The organism is Sphingobacterium thalpophilum (assembly GCF_901482695.1).
Taxonomy (GTDB): Bacteria; Bacteroidota; Bacteroidia; order Sphingobacteriales; family Sphingobacteriaceae; genus Sphingobacterium; species Sphingobacterium thalpophilum.
The window spans coordinates 3843062-3859307 of sequence record NZ_LR590484.1; the positions used below are offsets into that span (position 1 = coordinate 3843062).

The 16246-nt window shown below is 42.4% G+C and carries 13 protein-coding genes; 7 read left to right on the top strand and 6 right to left on the bottom strand.

Going from position 1 to position 16246, the window contains the following annotated elements:
- Positions 1 to 53 precede the first annotated feature (53 nt).
- Positions 54 to 938: an AraC family transcriptional regulator gene (locus FGL37_RS15790; RefSeq protein ID WP_028069062.1), complete on the top strand. Its 885-nt coding sequence runs from the start codon at positions 54 to 56 to the stop codon at positions 936 to 938.
- A 318-nt stretch (positions 939 to 1256) separates the two neighbouring features.
- Here the strand turns inward: FGL37_RS15790 and FGL37_RS15795 are convergent, their stop codons facing one another.
- Positions 1257 to 1841 carry a helix-turn-helix transcriptional regulator gene (locus tag FGL37_RS15795; RefSeq protein ID WP_197734475.1) on the bottom strand — a complete coding sequence of 195 codons (585 nt, stop codon included), beginning with the start codon at positions 1839 to 1841 and terminating at the stop codon, positions 1257 to 1259.
- Positions 1842 to 2067: 226 nt separating this feature from the next.
- On the opposite strand from FGL37_RS15795, the gene FGL37_RS15800 reads away from it, so the two are divergent.
- From FGL37_RS15800 to FGL37_RS15820, 5 genes are all read left to right on the top strand, one after another.
- Complete coding sequence (locus FGL37_RS15800; RefSeq protein WP_028069060.1) at positions 2068 to 2694, top strand: superoxide dismutase; 627 nt, start codon at positions 2068 to 2070, stop codon at positions 2692 to 2694.
- A gap of 19 nt (positions 2695 to 2713) precedes the next feature.
- Positions 2714 to 3208, top strand: coding sequence for a DUF2480 family protein (locus tag FGL37_RS15805; RefSeq protein ID WP_037532508.1), 495 nt, complete (start codon positions 2714 to 2716; stop codon positions 3206 to 3208).
- A complete protein-coding gene (locus tag FGL37_RS15810; RefSeq protein WP_232048716.1) occupies positions 3208 to 3771 on the top strand; it encodes an NADPH-dependent FMN reductase in 564 nt (187 codons plus the stop codon). Before FGL37_RS15805 ends, FGL37_RS15810 begins: the two co-directional genes overlap by 1 nt.
- Positions 3772 to 4061: 290 nt before the next feature.
- Positions 4062 to 5975: a sensor histidine kinase gene (locus FGL37_RS15815; protein WP_160169465.1), complete on the top strand. Its 1914-nt coding sequence runs from the start codon at positions 4062 to 4064 to the stop codon at positions 5973 to 5975.
- A 12-nt stretch (positions 5976 to 5987) separates the two neighbouring features.
- Positions 5988 to 6611 (top strand): response regulator transcription factor, encoded by a 624-nt coding sequence (locus tag FGL37_RS15820; protein ID WP_028069056.1) that lies wholly within the window; start codon positions 5988 to 5990, stop codon positions 6609 to 6611.
- A 13-nt stretch (positions 6612 to 6624) separates the two neighbouring features.
- On the opposite strand, the gene cydB is transcribed toward FGL37_RS15820, so the two are convergent.
- Together cydB and FGL37_RS15830 are read right to left on the bottom strand one after the other, a co-directional pair.
- The gene (cydB, locus tag FGL37_RS15825; RefSeq protein WP_028069055.1) at positions 6625 to 7701 is read right to left on the bottom strand and encodes a cytochrome d ubiquinol oxidase subunit II; all 1077 of its coding nucleotides are present in this window, start codon (positions 7699 to 7701) and stop codon (positions 6625 to 6627) included.
- 5 nt (positions 7702 to 7706) lie between these two features.
- Positions 7707 to 9044 (bottom strand): cytochrome ubiquinol oxidase subunit I, encoded by a 1338-nt coding sequence (locus tag FGL37_RS15830; RefSeq protein ID WP_028069054.1) that lies wholly within the window; start codon positions 9042 to 9044, stop codon positions 7707 to 7709.
- 435 nt (positions 9045 to 9479) lie between these two features.
- Between FGL37_RS15830 and FGL37_RS15835 the strand changes: the two genes are divergently transcribed.
- Positions 9480 to 10841, top strand: coding sequence for a sulfatase-like hydrolase/transferase (locus tag FGL37_RS15835; RefSeq protein ID WP_028069053.1), 1362 nt, complete (start codon positions 9480 to 9482; stop codon positions 10839 to 10841).
- Between the two features lie 61 nt (positions 10842 to 10902).
- Here the strand turns inward: FGL37_RS15835 and bglX are convergent, their stop codons facing one another.
- The 3 genes from bglX to FGL37_RS15850 all read right to left on the bottom strand — a co-directional run bounded on the left by bglX (position 10903) and on the right by FGL37_RS15850 (position 16235).
- A complete protein-coding gene (gene bglX / locus FGL37_RS15840; RefSeq protein ID WP_028069052.1) occupies positions 10903 to 13179 on the bottom strand; it encodes a beta-glucosidase BglX in 2277 nt (758 codons plus the stop codon).
- Positions 13180 to 13337: 158 nt separating this feature from the next.
- Positions 13338 to 14726, bottom strand: coding sequence for a glucoamylase family protein (locus FGL37_RS15845; protein ID WP_051606604.1), 1389 nt, complete (start codon positions 14724 to 14726; stop codon positions 13338 to 13340).
- 78 nt (positions 14727 to 14804) lie between these two features.
- Positions 14805 to 16235, bottom strand: coding sequence for a RagB/SusD family nutrient uptake outer membrane protein (locus FGL37_RS15850; protein ID WP_028069050.1), 1431 nt, complete (start codon positions 16233 to 16235; stop codon positions 14805 to 14807).
- Between the last annotated feature and the right edge of the window lie 11 nt (positions 16236 to 16246).

The following is a 16246-nucleotide window of genomic DNA, read 5'->3' on the forward strand; positions in this document are numbered from 1 at the left end:
ATATTTATGTTAACTAAACACTAAACATTTGTAAACATAAACTTAAGACACCTATGAAAACGCTCCAGTTCAATGTACCTACGACGCGAGGACAAAGTTTGACTATACAAGAAGATGTTTTAGAAACGTTTTATCCTTACTTTCACCGCCATCAAGAAGCGCAGCTGATGTGGATAAAAAAAGGACAGGGCGTTTTGATTGTCGAAGATAGCCTGCATCCTTTTAAGGAAAATGACATTTTCTTTTTAGGTGCTAATCAGCCTCATGTTTTTAAATCAGCAACACCAGATGGGTTTTCAAATGAATCGCGATCTATTTCTATTTTCTTTGATCCGTATGGTAAGCTAAAATATTTATTTTGCTTAGATGAGTTTGAATCGTTAAATCAGTTTATTCATAATAATTCCAGGGGGTTTAAGATTCCGGAAAGATATTTTGCTCAGATATCAGAGCGCGTCAATCAGTTAAAAGCGGCTGATCAAATGGACACGTTGATGCATTTTTTCTACTTGTTGCGAGCCTTAGCTAATATTTCCCGCGAGGCAGACGCTCTATGTACAGAGCGAGTTGCAGTGGACATTGATACTGTAACCAGTACCAATCGCGTTAAGCTGATCTGTAATTATATCAAAGAGCATTATAAAGATGAGCTCAGTTTGGAAGACGTGGCGGATTATGCAAATCTTACCCCTCAGGCATTCTGTAGATATTTTAAGAAACATTGTGGTGTTACTTTTGTCTCTTATCTCAACAGAATAAGAGTTAAAGAGGTATGCAATCAGCTTAATGAAGACCGCTTGGACAGTGTGTCTTTTATTGCTTATAACTGTGGGTTTAACAGCATCACCAACTTTAACAGAGTCTTTAAACAAATCATGGGATGTAATCCTAAAGAATATGTGCAACAATATAAGCAGACTCTAAATTCATTTGTTTGACATCTTGGCACTCATCTGCTATTACAGATGGCGCATTGTATCTGCCGTTGGATGATTTTTTGGCTGTAGCAGAACTCTATGTTTGCTCCATTGCTGTTGAAGAAAAAACATCTGACTTTGGAGTCCCGCTTATGGAAAACAGTTAAGAACATGTTTATGCCGTTGGATAGAATATAAAAAAAGGTTTTCAAACGGGGAGAATGAAAACCTTAAATAACCAATTATAAACCTAAATTATGATAGAACAAAGATAGTGTTGTTTTTACACTTTGCCAAGTTTATTTTTGAAAAAAATATCTTTTTTCAAAGGGACGATTATCAATCTTTTTTTTGAATAAGGTATGAACACCGAGATCCGTTTTCAATAATATATTCAACTCTTGTTATGCTGTAATCAGCTCCAATGAGCTGTTGGAAATTGTTTAGCTCAGAACGGCAAAACCCCTGACATTCTGTTGCGGCAGCACATATGGGGCAGTGATTCTCCACAAAAAGATAAGTATTGTCCTCCTTTTGCCAAGACGCCATATACCCTTCTTCAGTCCGTTTTTTTGCAATGATGTGTAATTTTTCTTCGATTGATCGGGCTTTGGACAGTGCATCTGCGTATTTCCGGTAAACTTTTGCTTCCCGGTCGCCGATTAATAGCTCCAGTGCATTTTCACCAAGCAACTGCTTGACCGACTGCAGCAACTGCACTGTGATATCGGCATGGCTATCTGGGAACTTTGCCATCCCGCGGGATGTAAGTGTATAGTAGGTTGATGGCCGACCTCTGCCCTCACTTTTTGTATCAGATGTAATGAGTCCTTGTTCGGCAAGGTTCAGCAAATGTTTGCGAGCTCCTTCTTTTGTGATACCCAATTCAGTTGCAACCAAGGCGGCAGTTGCCTGTGTACGCATTTTCAATAACAGTAATAACCGATCGGTCGGGTTTTTTTGCATTTACAAATAAAAAGTTGTTTAATTAATATCTACAAATATAATGTTTTTATTTTATTTGGTTTTTTAGCGCTACTGCGTTATACGGCTAAGTATAGTGGGAAATAATTGCTTTCAATAAAACAACTAAATAGTTGTTTTATTGAAAGCAATTATTTAGTTTTGACCTAACATAAAACTAAGCAACATGAACAAATTTCAATTACCTAAGCTGCCCTACGACTATGCGGCGCTTGAACCTTATTTTGATCAGCAGACCATGCATATCCACCATCAACGCCATCACCAAGCTTATGTTGATAATTTGAACAAGGCTATCTTGGGAACTGAAGTGGAAGAAGCAGAGTTAGTTGATATTTTAAAAGCTGTGAGTAAATATGGATATGCAGTCCGCAATAATGCTGGAGGCCATTATAATCATACGTTATTTTGGCAAACACTGTCGCCGAATGCCAAAAAGAAACCGACTGGCAGGCTTGCAGATGAAATTAATGCAGCTTTCGGTTCCTTGGACGAGCTTAAGACGAAATTGAAAGAGGCTGGGCTTATGCAGTTTGGCTCGGGCTGGGTATGGCTGTACGTGAAGTATAATGGAGGGCTAAATATCGCTGCTACAGCAAACCAAGATAATCCTTTGATGGATACACAGATCGTAAATAGGGGATATCCCATCTTGGGTATTGATGTCTGGGAACATGCCTATTATCTAAAATATCAGAATAGAAGAGCTGATTACCTGGACGCATTCTGGTCGGTTCTGGATTGGTCTGTAGTTGAGAACAATTATGAATCTGTTATTACGCAAATTTCCTAACTAGGTAAAGGGATATATAATGTTTGTCAACAAGGTAAAGAACTCTGGGATCCTGCCTTTAGATCTGATTGATTTCAGGACCGATCTCGAAATTGTTTCGTTTGATATTAAAAACCTGCTTTTTCAAGGTTTAATTGTCAAAGAGAAAGAATTTAAAGCAGCTTTGGCTGCTGTTGATATGGCTAACTTCGCTGGGAAGGCAGTAGCGTTCACCTGCTCCACTGATGCTATTATTCCCTCGTGGATCTACCTGTCTCTAGCAGATAAGTTTCATAAAGCCGTGGCCTATTATGATTTTAAGACTGTTGAATTATTGAGATTGGATTTATGGAAAAAGCAAATTTTAGCGGCTGACTTTAGCTCCTATAAAGATCAAAAAGTCGTTATTAGAGCGCGTTCCGACATCCCAGAATCTCTTTATCTGCTTGCGGCAGGACGGCTGATTCCAATTGTAAAAGCACTGATGTATGGAGAGGTCGGTATGCCCAAGGTAATTTTTAAACGAATTGATTAATGATGAAAGCATTGATATTTAATGGTGCCTTGGAAAGAAGACTAGAGTCTACTTCAGGCGTAGTATCGGAATACATCGCCGGGCAATTGCAGCGGCGTGATATCCAGTATACTGTTTTTAATCTGGCGGATGCTGGCATTCCGCTGTTTGATATGAGTCTACATCGAATCCCGAATAGTGTCAAAATCATGAACAATCTTTTTCTGGAAGCAGATGTGCATTTTTGGCTGGCTCCTTTGTATCATGGAAGCATCCCTGGAGTCATGAAAAACTGTCTGGACTGGCTTGAAGTAAGTGCGAAGAATAAGCCTGCCTATCTTACTGACAAACGGGTGGGGATGATATGTTGGGCTGACGGAGCGCATGCTTTGCAGGGGATCAACACTATGGATGCTATAGCTAAATCGCTAAGAGCCTGGTCGTTGCCTTTTAGCGTTCCTATTGTAAAGTCCACGCTATTTGAAAGTGCTTCTCCAAGAGTAATTTCCTCTAGCTACGCGTACAAGTTTGACGTATTAGTCGATATTGCGACCAATAACATGCATTGGTCAATCAAAACATAATTGTACGCTACCCGCCGTTTGTATATCCTTAATCGTGGAACAGGCTCTTGACAAGACATCGGGAAGACTTCCCCAGACAATCTTATGGGGAAGTCTCAGAAACAAGAACGATAAAGAGATTCGAAAGTTTAACGTATCTTTGGTAGCTAGAGCAAATCATAGGGTGCAATGCTTTTTGATAGTTATAAGTGCCGATATAATATGACTTTGCCTTACGCTTATATGTTATAGGATGCATGAAGGTTCGTTTAATTTATCTTTGTAGGACGGTCGCGATGTTTATCTGTTGCTTGACGTGTCATTTCTCAAGTGCACAGAGTTTTTTGCCACTGGACGAGAACAAATACCGGTCTGACGCAGAAGCGCTATTGAAGTCGAGTTCAGATGATAGTGTGCGGGCAATGCAGTATTTTTATCTGGCAGATTATTACAGGTTTCGGGACACGCTTAAATTCTGGGAAAACATGCGCCTCGGAGAGAGGTTGGCTAAGTCTTTTCGTACGCTGCAGGCAATGGGCTCGCTTTACAAGAGTTTTTATTATGGACAGTTTTTGGACGCAACCCGTGCTGGGATAGCAGCCCAAAAGTGTGTTGATCTGCTCGATGAAGCTAATCACCCTTTTCAGCAACAGCTTTTAGCTAAGGCCTGGTATAATCTGGGATTGATCCGGTTTCCAAAAAAAGGATTTGCGGACCTTTTGGATATACTCAACGGAAAATGTATGCCGTATGCCAAAGCGCATGATCCAGTGATGGAGGGCACCATAAATTCGATGATCGGTGTGGCTTTTATGTCTTCCAACCAGTTGGATAAAGCCGAAGAATATCACAAGAAAGCTATCCAACAGCTGGAACAACAGCCAAAGAGTGCCGCTTTGTTGACGGCTTATTTAAATGCGGTCAGTAATTATTGCTATCAGGTCAAATCCAGTGACGCGCGCCAATTACTGGATAAGGTTAAGATACTTATGGGAGAGCAACCAAACTCTTCTCAGCTACCTAATTATTACTATAACGAAGCACTCTATTTTACGACGAAGCAGCAGGCAGATAAAGCGTTGAAAATGCTGGATATCGGGCTTGACTGGTCAAGGAGAATGAATAATTGGAAGTTGTTTCAGATGATGCTGTTTAGAAAATTTAACGTGTATTTAATGCAGGGGAAATATGTTCAGGCGAAACAACAGCTGGAAGAAATTGTGAGAAACGGCTTGTTGACCAGAGATCTGTATAACAGCAAAATCGTCTACACGCAATTGACAAATGTCAACGAATTAATGGGCAACTATCAGGAAGCATTAAAAATGGCTAATATCGCTAATAAGCTCTCTGACAGCATACAAAAGGTGCAGCTTTTAGAAAAAATGAATGAGATGGAGGCTAGATATAAAACTGTAGAAAAAGAGAAGCTGATCTTAAATTTACGTGCAGAGAAGAGCCGTAGCCAGTTTAAGCTTTTCCTTTTTTTAGGCATAGCTGTTTTGTTGCTTGTCGCTGCGTTGTTTACCTTGTTCTTTTACAAGAAAGAACGCAAGCTTAATAAGCAGATCCAAATCAATCATCAGATTGTACTGGAAAAATTAGCCAAAGAAAAGCAGCTGGAAATCTCAGAATCTATGCTCCGGGCAGAAGAGCAGGAGAGGCAGCGCATTGCACAAGATCTGCATGATAGTATCGGAGGTATGCTGACAGGTTTGAAGTTTAAGATTGCCGGAAGCAATCCCGAAGCAAATGTTTTACAGGATGTCCTTCCAAATAAATTGAATGAAATCTTGGGGGAAGTACGAAGAATATCGCACAATCTGATGCCCGAATCCTTACAACGATTTGGATTAATAGCCTCGTTGGACCAGTTGTGCTTAGTCATGAAAAATGATAAGGTGACGATCCAATTCGAAAATTATGAAACAGAAGTCCACTTGGATTTTAAAAAAGGCTTAGTGATATACCGTGTCGTCCAGGAAGCTATTTCGAATGCGTTAAAGTATGCGGAAGCGGATCTGATTATTGTACAGGTCAGCAAGGTGGGAGAGAAGTTATGTGTATTAATAGAAGACAACGGTAAAGGTTTTGATACTTCGGAACAATTTCATGGGATAGGTCTGAATAACATGATAAATCGAATTCACTGGATCAATGGGACGATGGCTATACAGAGTGAAGTCGGAGCAGGCACACAAATTGAAATGCAAATCACCGTTTAAGACCATCAAGTTATGAATGCTATAGCGATATTGGACGACCATCCTTTATTATTGGAAGGGGTCGTCGCATTTCTCAGCCAACAGGGTGGTTATACCGTGTACCCCTTTTCGCAGGAGGCGACTCTCCATACATTTTTGGCGATTAATACGGTTGATCTGGTTCTGTTGGATATGCAGCTGATGGACAAAAGCGGTCTTGACGTATGTGTGCGTTTAAAGCAGCTCCGTCCTACGATTCCGGTGCTTGCATTAAGTAATGTTGCGGACCGTAACCTAATCTACCAGTTTATACAAAAAGGTGGGGACGGTTATATTCTAAAGGATGCTTCCAATGAAGAATTTCTGCGCTGTATACGGTTTGGGCTGGCGGGGCAAGAAGCATTCAGTGACCGCGCGAGGGAGCTCTACTCAGAGGCGGAAGAAACTTTTCGAGCATTACCAAGGCTGACATCCCGCGAAAAGGAAATTTTGCAGTTGATAGCAGATGGCTTGACGAGTAATCAGATCGCCGAACGGCTATTTCTGAGTCCGGTGACGGTAGAAACTCATCGTCGCAATCTGCTCACAAAATTTAAAGTAAAAAATATGATTGAATTGGTTCGGCTTGCGATGAAAAATCATTTGCTAGGAATGTAAATGCTGCAGGAAGTTAATGTTCTCCATAGCCAACATCGTCCAACTTGCCTTTAAACACCCGGAATTGAACGATAAAATAGGCAACCACCAATACGGCAGCAAAAATAAACCATCCGAGTCCGACGGATAAACCGTATTCATGTGCAGCCGCATTGTGGATGGTCAAAGATGGATTGAGCGTATTGGTCGATGGAAGCATCGTTGGGAACATGGAAGCCACCGTAGTGGCGAAACTGCCTAGGATAAATAGGGATGAAAACAGAAAACCAATGCCGTCTTTTTTGAAACTCCGGATCCAAAATTGCCCGACCAAACCAGCCATCGCTATGGTAGGAAAAATCCAAAGCCAATAATGATTTTGCAAATTGTGCAGAGAAATAGGTTTTACATAATGCCAGACATAAGCTGACAGGATAACCAGCGTAAGTAACACAAAGTTGAGTTTGAATATAATATTTTTTAGACGTAGGTTTAAGCTGCTTGAGGTCTTTAAAATCACCCACCCTGCACCGTGTATGGTTAATGTCACTACAGCGACTAGTCCCAATATGATGGTAAACCAGTCAATAATTCCCTGGTGTTCAGCCAACGGGTCGAATGTAGGGTTCCAAAGTGCAAGAAAAAAATAGTGTGGTTCTTGGGTAGACATCCCATTTTCAACCATGCCCAGGTTGACACCACGGACAACATTGCCCAAAGCAGCCCCAAAAAATAAGGCCAGTAGGAAGCTTGCCAGACCAAACGCCCTGTCCCATAACGCTTCCCATAAACGGTGATGGACCTGGCCTCTTAGTTCCAGACTCATAGCTCTAAAGATCAGGAGCCATAGAACCAGCATTAAAGGCAGATAGAACCCACTAAAGGATGACGCATAAAGGGTTGGAAAAGCAAAAAACAAGACGCCGCCGGCAGCTATAAGCCAAACTTCATTGGCATCCCAAAAAGGTCCAATGGCATTTGTGACGGCTCTTTTCTCTTGCTCGGTTCTGGCAAAGAATAAATGGACTATTCCCGCCCCAAAGTCATAACCATCGAGGACAATGTAGATACCCAGCATAAAAGTCAACACGATAAACCAGAATATTTCCATAGCGATTAGTTTAAAGCGATTAAAGGTTCGGGACCCTTTTTAATAATTTTCAAAACCAATATTAGAAATAGCAAACCCAGGAGCATATACAATCCTACAAATCCTAGCAATGTAAATAATGTATTCCCTGAAGACACTGTCGGGGATACGCCGTCCACCATGCGCATCAGATTATAGACCAGCCAGGGCTGCCGTCCGAGCTCAGCGGTATACCACCCGGCAGTATTGGCGATATAGGGAAACGGGATCATAAACATGATAATCCATAGAAGCCATTTGGTCTGATATAGTCTATTTCGCCAAAGTAAAAGCAGCCCCAGCACCATGATAGCAATGAATATAGTGCCGAGACCAACCATAATATGATAGCTATAATACAACCCCGGAACATTTGTCGGATGCGTTGATTCTTCAAATTCATTTAAGCCTTTAATTTCAGCATCCCAGCGTTGATAGGTCAGAAAACTCAGTACATTGGGTACCGCTATTTTGTTGTCCAGCTTTTTGTTTTCCATATCAGGCTGACCGATAAGAATAATTTCGGATCCGCCTTTCTCTGTGTGGAAAATACCTTCCATTCCAGCAAAAGCGGCTGGCTGATATCTAACGACATTTTTAGCCGCGAGATCGCCCGTCGGAAAAGCCAGTAATATGGACGAGATGGCGCCAAATACTACGCCGCTTTTCACGAAAATCTTACCAGCTGAGCTGTGCTGATTACTGAGTAGGTAAAAGGCGCCTATAGAAGCAACGAAAAAGGAACTTGTGACCAAGGATGCAGCCTGATTATGGAGATAAGATGGCCACAGCCAAGGATTGTTAAAAAGAGCGCTGAAATTGTTGAGTACAAACTTACCGTTTTCAAGAATTTCATAACCGACAGGATGCTGCATCCAAGAATGTGTAGCGATGATCAGGAAGCCGCTGGCCCAAGAACCGATAAATACCATAAGACCGGACAGGAAATGCAGTTTATGTCCTAACAGCTTTTCTCCGAAAAGAAACATCCCTAAAAAGGAAGATTCCAGGAAGAAGGAAAACATACCTTCCATTGCCAATGTCTGACCAATGATCCCGCCTGTGAGCTCGGAGAATTTTGCCCAGTTAGTACCGAATTGAAATTCCATCGGTATACCAGTTACGACACCCATTGTAAAATTCAGTGCGAAGATTTTCATCCAGAATTTGGACGCATTGTTATATTCTTGCCGTTGGGCGCGCAAAAATTTCCATTTAAAATATACGATCATTAACGATAATCCCATGGTCAATTGGGGGAACAGATAGTGGAATGTGATCGTAAAGGCAAACTGGAGCCGATTATAAAGAATCATGTCTTCCATGGATTCGATTTTGGTTAAATGACAACTAAATATAACCATTTTATTCATGTATCTTGCAGCCGAGCATTATTTTTTTTGTAGGAGACAAGGTTGTCATTCCATCGTCGGTGCGATTTTGGATCAGCTCCGACTATGTGCTTTGTCCCGAGCAATAGAATAATGTCAGATCTGAACTATGATGATTCGTGAATGAGACAAGTTTTGATTATTTAAATAACATCTATAGATTTAGTAGATTATATGAAATAAATTTTATATTTTTAGATTTCCCTTATCTTTTCTCAAATTGACAACAGGGGAAGCGCTCGCTTCCCCAATGTCTATTGCATAAAAAAAGATTACTTTGACACATGTCGGAAATTGCGGTTTAGAGTAGCATTCAAATTGGTAAAATTCGTTATCTTGTCCGAGGATTCCAATTAATTCATTATTATTATGCTGTATACAAAATTTCTAAGTTTATTAGTCCTATTGCTTGCTATAACTTATGTCAATGGACAGCACAACAAGCCCAATATAATCTTAATCCTTACCGATGATTTAGGATACAGCGACATTGGTTGTTACGGTAGTCCCAATATCTCGACCCCTTTTTTGGACTCGATAGCCAGTCGAGGAGTGCGGGCAACGAACTTTATGGTTTCTACACCTTCCTGTACGCCTTCAAGAGCTTCTTTGCTTACAGGAAGATACGCTTCTCGGTATAATTTACCGGCTCCAATCGGGCCCGGTTCAGATCTGGGGTTGCCGGACGACGAAGAAACAATCGCTGAATTGTTAAAAAAAGTCGGATATCGAACCGCTTTAATTGGTAAGTGGCATCTAGGTGACAAGCAGTCTTACCATCACCCCAACCAGCAGGGATTCGATTCTTTTTATGGCATGCTTTACAGCCATGACTATCGTGCTCCATATGTAAAGACTGATTCGGTTATAAAGATTTTTAGAAATAGGAAGCCAGAAGTTATTGCTCCTGACGACTCGGATTTGAGTGCTTTATATCATCAGGAAAGCCTAAAATTTATAGAAGAACAGACCAGAGAGCAACCATTTTTTTTATATTATGCGCACAATTTTCCACATCTTCCCTTAGCATTCTCTACTAAAAACAACCGATATCAAGATCAGCAAAATGCTGGGCCTCTTGGAGCAGTAATGCGTGAACTGGACCACAATTTTGAGGAACTTTGGAGGGCTGTTGAGAGAAACGGGCTAGCAGACAATACGATTTTGATTTTTTCGAGCGACAATGGTCCATGGATATCTTACCCAGCACGCATGTCAGACGATCAGGCAACCAAAAATTGGCATGTCGGTACGGCCGGTGTATTTAGAGGGTCCAAAGCCGAAACGACAGAGGGCGGAGTTCGGGTGCCTTTCATTGTCTACGGCAAGGGGTATGCGCAAGAAGGTAAAGTCATACGTCAAGCAATAAGTAATCTGGATGTTTTGCCAACTGTCGTAAAATGGGCTGGTGCGCCTCTTCCCAAGAAAGCGCTAGACGGTCAGGCTATCGATTCTTTGTTGAACGGTCGGTCGGAAGATTTAAAGAGTGCCCATAGACCTATATTTTTAGTGAATTATGGACAGGTTGAGGCGGTCAGGTCAGGCGACTGGAAGTATCGTAGGATACCAGCGGGAATTAATTCGATATCTGGAAAACGGTACGACGCCGTTGAAGAATTATATAACATAGCTTGGGATCCCAGTGAAAGATCTAATATTTTAAACGACTATCCGGAAAAAGCAACGGAGCTTCGCTTGTTATTTGAGCGCTTTGATGGGAACATGAATTGATTCCAAAAAAAGGGCGCCTATTTTTTAGGCGCCCTTTTTTTTGCTAAGTACCGGTTTAAAATTAAAGCAATTTGAATGCTTTTACTTTGACGTCCCGACTGTTGGGGCCAATATACACATTGAAGTCTCCAGGTTCTGCGACATAGTTGAGCGCGCTGTCGAAGAATTTTAAATCGTCCACTCTGATTTCAAATTTTACTGTCTTTCGCTCTCCTTTTTTCAAGAATATTTTTTGGAAACCCTTTAATTCTTTGACCGGGCGTGTTACAGATCCAACTAGGTCCTGAATATAAAGCTGAACTGTTTCCTCGGCGTCATAATTGCCCGTATTTGTAATATCGATACTTGCATGAATAGAACCGTTATTTTCAAGTATATCGTTGTCCAGATGGATATCGCCATAAGAAAACGTAGTATAGCTGAGCCCATAACCAAACGGGTAGAGCGGATCGTTGCTCACATCCAGGTAATTGGATTTAAACTTTTCGAAGTCGCCCGAATTACCATATGGCCTACCTGTGTTTTTGTGTGCGTAGTAAATCGGAATTTGGCCGACATTGCGAGGGAAAGTTGCGGTAATTTTCCCGGAAGGGACCACATCTCCAAATAAAACGTCTGCTACCGCCTTGCCTGTTTCAGTGCCACCAAACCAGACATTGAGTATAGCAGGCACATGCGCGTCTTCCCAAGTGAGTGTAAGCGGTCTACCGGTAAACAAGACTAGCACGACTGGTTTCCCTGTTGCCAATAAGGCCTTAAGAAGGTTTTGCTGATTTTTAGGAACATTCAGCTCTGAGCGGCTTGAGCTCTCGCCTGACATTTCTGACGATTCGCCGAGGGCGGCCACCACAACGTCCGCCTGTTGAGCGACTTTCACAGCTTCGGCAATAATTTCTTCTTCTTTTCGGAGATCCCTAGGTATTGTACGACCGAACATGGTCGCGTGTTTTTGATAAGTTGAATCTTCGAGAAGATTGCTTCCAAGGTGGGTGACCATGTTGACCTTATTGCCTAATACGGCTTTCATTCCATCTACCAATGAGGATGTCTTATCGAGCTCTGCACTCACGCTCCAAGTTCCGGGCATGTTTGGTCCTGAGTTTGCCAATGGGCCGATTACCGCCACAGTGCCAGATTTTTTTAATGGTAGCAGCTGATTTGCATTTTTCAGCAGCACAAATGATTTGGCCGCGACCTCTCTCGCTTTGGCATGATTAGCTGCGGATCCAATGATTGATTCAGCGCGTTGTTCGTTGCAATAACGGTAAGGATCTTCAAAAAGTCCCAATTTGTATTTAGCTTCCAGAACATAGCGACATGCGCGGTTAATAGCCTCCAAATTTACTTTTCCTTCATCCAATGATTTTTTTAGGGTTGTCAGAAAGCCTTCGCCCACCATGTCCATGTCGACACCTGCGTTTAGGCTCAGTGAAGAAACGTGCTGCAGATCGCCCAGCCCATGCGCTGTTAATTCATTTACTGCAGTATAATCTGTCACCACTAGGCCCTTGAAGCCCCACTGATCGCGCAACAGATCGGTTAACAACCATTTGTTGGCTGAGGCCGGTACGCCGTTGATATCGTTAAAGGAGGTCATGATGCTTCCTGCACCTGCATCGATTGCAGCTTTGTATGGTGGCAAATATTCATTGTACATGCGGTGAAGGCTCATGTCGGTGCTGTTGTAATCACGTCCTCCTTCGGCGGCGCCGTATAGAGCGAAATGCTTGACACAGGCCATCATGGTGTTGTGGGCGGCCAGATTATCTCCTTGAAAGCCATAAACGATAGCTTCAGCTACTTTAGAAGTCAGGTAAGTATCCTCGCCTGCGCCTTCAGAAATTCGTCCCCATCTGGGGTCACGAGAAATATCAACCATGGGAGAAAAAGCCCAATTGATGCCATCCGCAGTAGCTTCTTCGGCGGCAATACGAGCGGATTGCTGAATTAATCCCATATCCCAGGTTGCTGCTAAGCCCAATGGTATTGGAAAAACAGTACGGTAGCCATGAATGACATCCATGCCGAAGATAATTGGAATTTTAAGTCTTGACTGTTTGATTGCTATTTCCTGTGTTTTGCGGATTTTAGATGGCGTGCTCATGCTAAATATGCCGCCGATCTGTCCATTGCGGATCTTGGATTCTACATCCGTCGAAACTGTTGTACCGGTTGTCGCTTCTCCACCGGTTACGAGATTGAGCTGGCCGATCTTTTCTTCGACCGTCATTTTGGCCATGAGCTGATCAATGAACCTATTCATTTTCTGATCAGACTGCGCTACCCCTGTATGCCAGGAAATAAGGGCCAGAAGGAATGTTCCTACAACTTTTTTCATGAATTAACTTTTGTTTATGCTTGTGCGCAACGTAATGTTACGTCCATGTTGTACTTATGAGAAATGAGCGTGATAACTGGATCTATTGCCGGCTATTATCTTTTGTGGCTGGAACCATTTTCAACGTGTGACGGATTGAAAATGATCCCATATAGCCACTACTTTAGATAAGGACTAGTAAAACCAAGTTTTTTTAGCCCTTGTTGAATTTCGGGAGCCTGCATAAAAAGATCCCAGATTTTTCCTGTTCTATAATTTTCGATCATGACAATAATGGGGCCTTGATCGATGGCGAGATAGCGTTGCGGAAACCAGTTTGCAGTTTCACTATAAGCATCATAATAGCCATATTTACCCCACACTTTACTGCCGAGTTGCGCATTGAGGTACTGCGCAAACTGCATGCTTTCATGTGGTGTATAGGGCATGGATGATAGCGCCGCTGTGGGTGAAATGACCCCCGGGTCATTATCAGGATGATGTGCATCGTAGCCTTTAATGGAATAACTGGCAGTCCAGCCCCAACCTTTGTCGACGCCATAGCCTTTGTAATTTTTTGGATTTTTGGCTGCATACGCCAAATTAATTTTCACATGATTGCTCGTAGCCTCCCAATAATCCGCATATTGGTCCTTTAAGCCTTTGGGGCTCAATCCAAGATAAGAATAGTGTTCCCAGAACAGCGGTCCAACTTCGCGATCCTTGGCATTATGTTTTAAGATCAGCGGAATATCGTATTTTTTTGCAGCGCTTTTAATCGCTCCCGATCTAGCCCAGCCTTCATGATATACACTGGGGGAAACGGGGTGGGAGGGGGAGGACGCTGCCAAGATATAAGTGATCAGACATTCGTCATATCCTTGAATAGGATGATTTTGCTGAAAGTCAAATTTTGGGCTCCAATGCCAATAGAGCACGTTTTTTCCATTTGTATAATGGCTCCATTCAATTTCCTTCCAAAGTTTATCAGCTTTTTGTGCCACCGACTTAGCCACATTATCTTTGTCTTTTAAATATTCACGGACCGCTATTAATCCTTGAGCTAGAAATGCCGTTTCCACAATATCACCACCATTATCCTTTTCACTGAAAGGCTTAGCTGTTCCTAGCTCTCCATCGTACCAGTGTGCCCATGCGCCGTGGAATCTTTCTATTTTGCTCAAATAATCCATGATATGGTTGAGCTTTTTCACGCCTTGTTCTTGCGTAATAAACCCACGCTCCATAGCGACAATCATCCCCATAAGCCCGAATCCGCTACCACCGATTGTAATGACATTGCGGTCATTCTCCGGATACACACCGTCCATGTGGATGCGTTCACGGGCAAGTCCCGACGTGGGTTCGGCACCCTCCCAAAAATATTGGAAGGTCTGCTGCTGAATACTTGTCAGCAAGGAGTCTTCATTTAGGTTGTGTTCCCAGCTGCCCGAATCAGTTTTAGAGATATTGTCTTGGTCTTTATTAGATGAGTTTTGGCATGAGCTACTGAAAAGAAGGGCCAAGGCAATACCGGTTAGCGCAGAATATGTTGTTGGTTTTCTCATGGATATTCTTGTTTTAAAATCTTAAAAAAATGTTCAAACGGCATCATTGCCGTTTGAACAAATACGTGTTTGTGCATCTTACCAGCCTGGATTTTGGGGCATCTCTGGTGTTTGAATACGTTGATTCTCTGGGATCGGGAATAAATACATTTTATCCTGAAATGTCTTCCCATTGGCTGTCATGGCAGTTTTAGCCTGTTGTGTCCGCACAAGGTCAAACCAACGATCATGTTCAAATGCTAGTTCAAGCCTGCGTTCTTTCCAGATTAACTGGCGGAGTTGGGTTTGATCTGTCGTTGTGATTTTGGGCAGTTTTACGCGTGTGCGAATTGCATTCAACGCGTCAAGCGATTCATTACTGTTCCCTAACTCATTGGCTGCTTCTGCAAGGATGAGGTAAATTTCACCTAAACGTAGATAGCGCACATTTTTATCGGTATGTTCTGCACCTCCATTTGCTGATGAATAGGCTTTCTCATTATACATTGGGTTTTCTACGCCGTTGTCAATCACCCTGCCGTCGTAAAGGGTCTCACCTCTGAAAATAATGGTTGCATCACGTCTAATATTATCTTTTTCCGCGTTGAATGCATCCAATAAATTTTGACTGGGAATATTAAATCCCCAACCGAGCGCCACAGTTCCGCCCCGTGGAGCTTGTACCTGACTGTACTGTTTTATACCATGTGCGATGGAAGTACCTCGAGCCTGCCACTCGAACAGTGATTCAGGTCCATTCTCACCCTCTAAACGCCAGATTTTCGCATAGTCTGTTTCTAACCCATATTCCCCCGAATTGATGACCGTATTGGCCATATCAGCAGCTTGTTGCCATTTTTTTTGATACAAGTACACTTTTGATAGCAATCCTTGAGCAGCCCCTTTGGTCGCTCTTCCCAAATCTTTTGCGGCATAAGCGGACTTCACAGGAAGGTTGTCGATAGCGAATTGCAGATCGGCTTCGATATGGGCATAAACCTCTGCCGCTGGTTCGCGTTTGATAAAATCGCGTTCTTGGATTGGGACATCGCCCCAACCACGAACGAGGTAGAAATAGTTAAGGGCGCGAAGAAATCGAGCCTCTGCAATAAGTCTATTTTTATAAGATTCATCTGTCAGGCCATACTCTTCGGTGTACTCTATTGCTCGGGTAGCGCGTCCGATGGATTTATACCACCGAGCCCACATCGATTGAAAAGAGCCAGCGGTGGAGGTATAGGTGAGGTTGTCCAATAGTAATTTATCACCGCCGGAATCAGTTGCGGAACTACCTTTATCGGCATTGTCTGATATCATCTCAGTAATTCCCAAGAAAGAGAACGCATAATCCCAGTCGGTAAACATACCGTATACTCCATTGACAAATTGCTCTGGAGTATAAACTTCTCCACTATCTTCTGCTTCTACAATTTCTCTAGAAGGTACATCTAAAAATTTGCTGTCCTTGCAACCTTGCAAGGTTACACCTGCTGTGATTGCAATCGCTATATAAAGTTTATTAATTTTCATAGTGCTCTCAT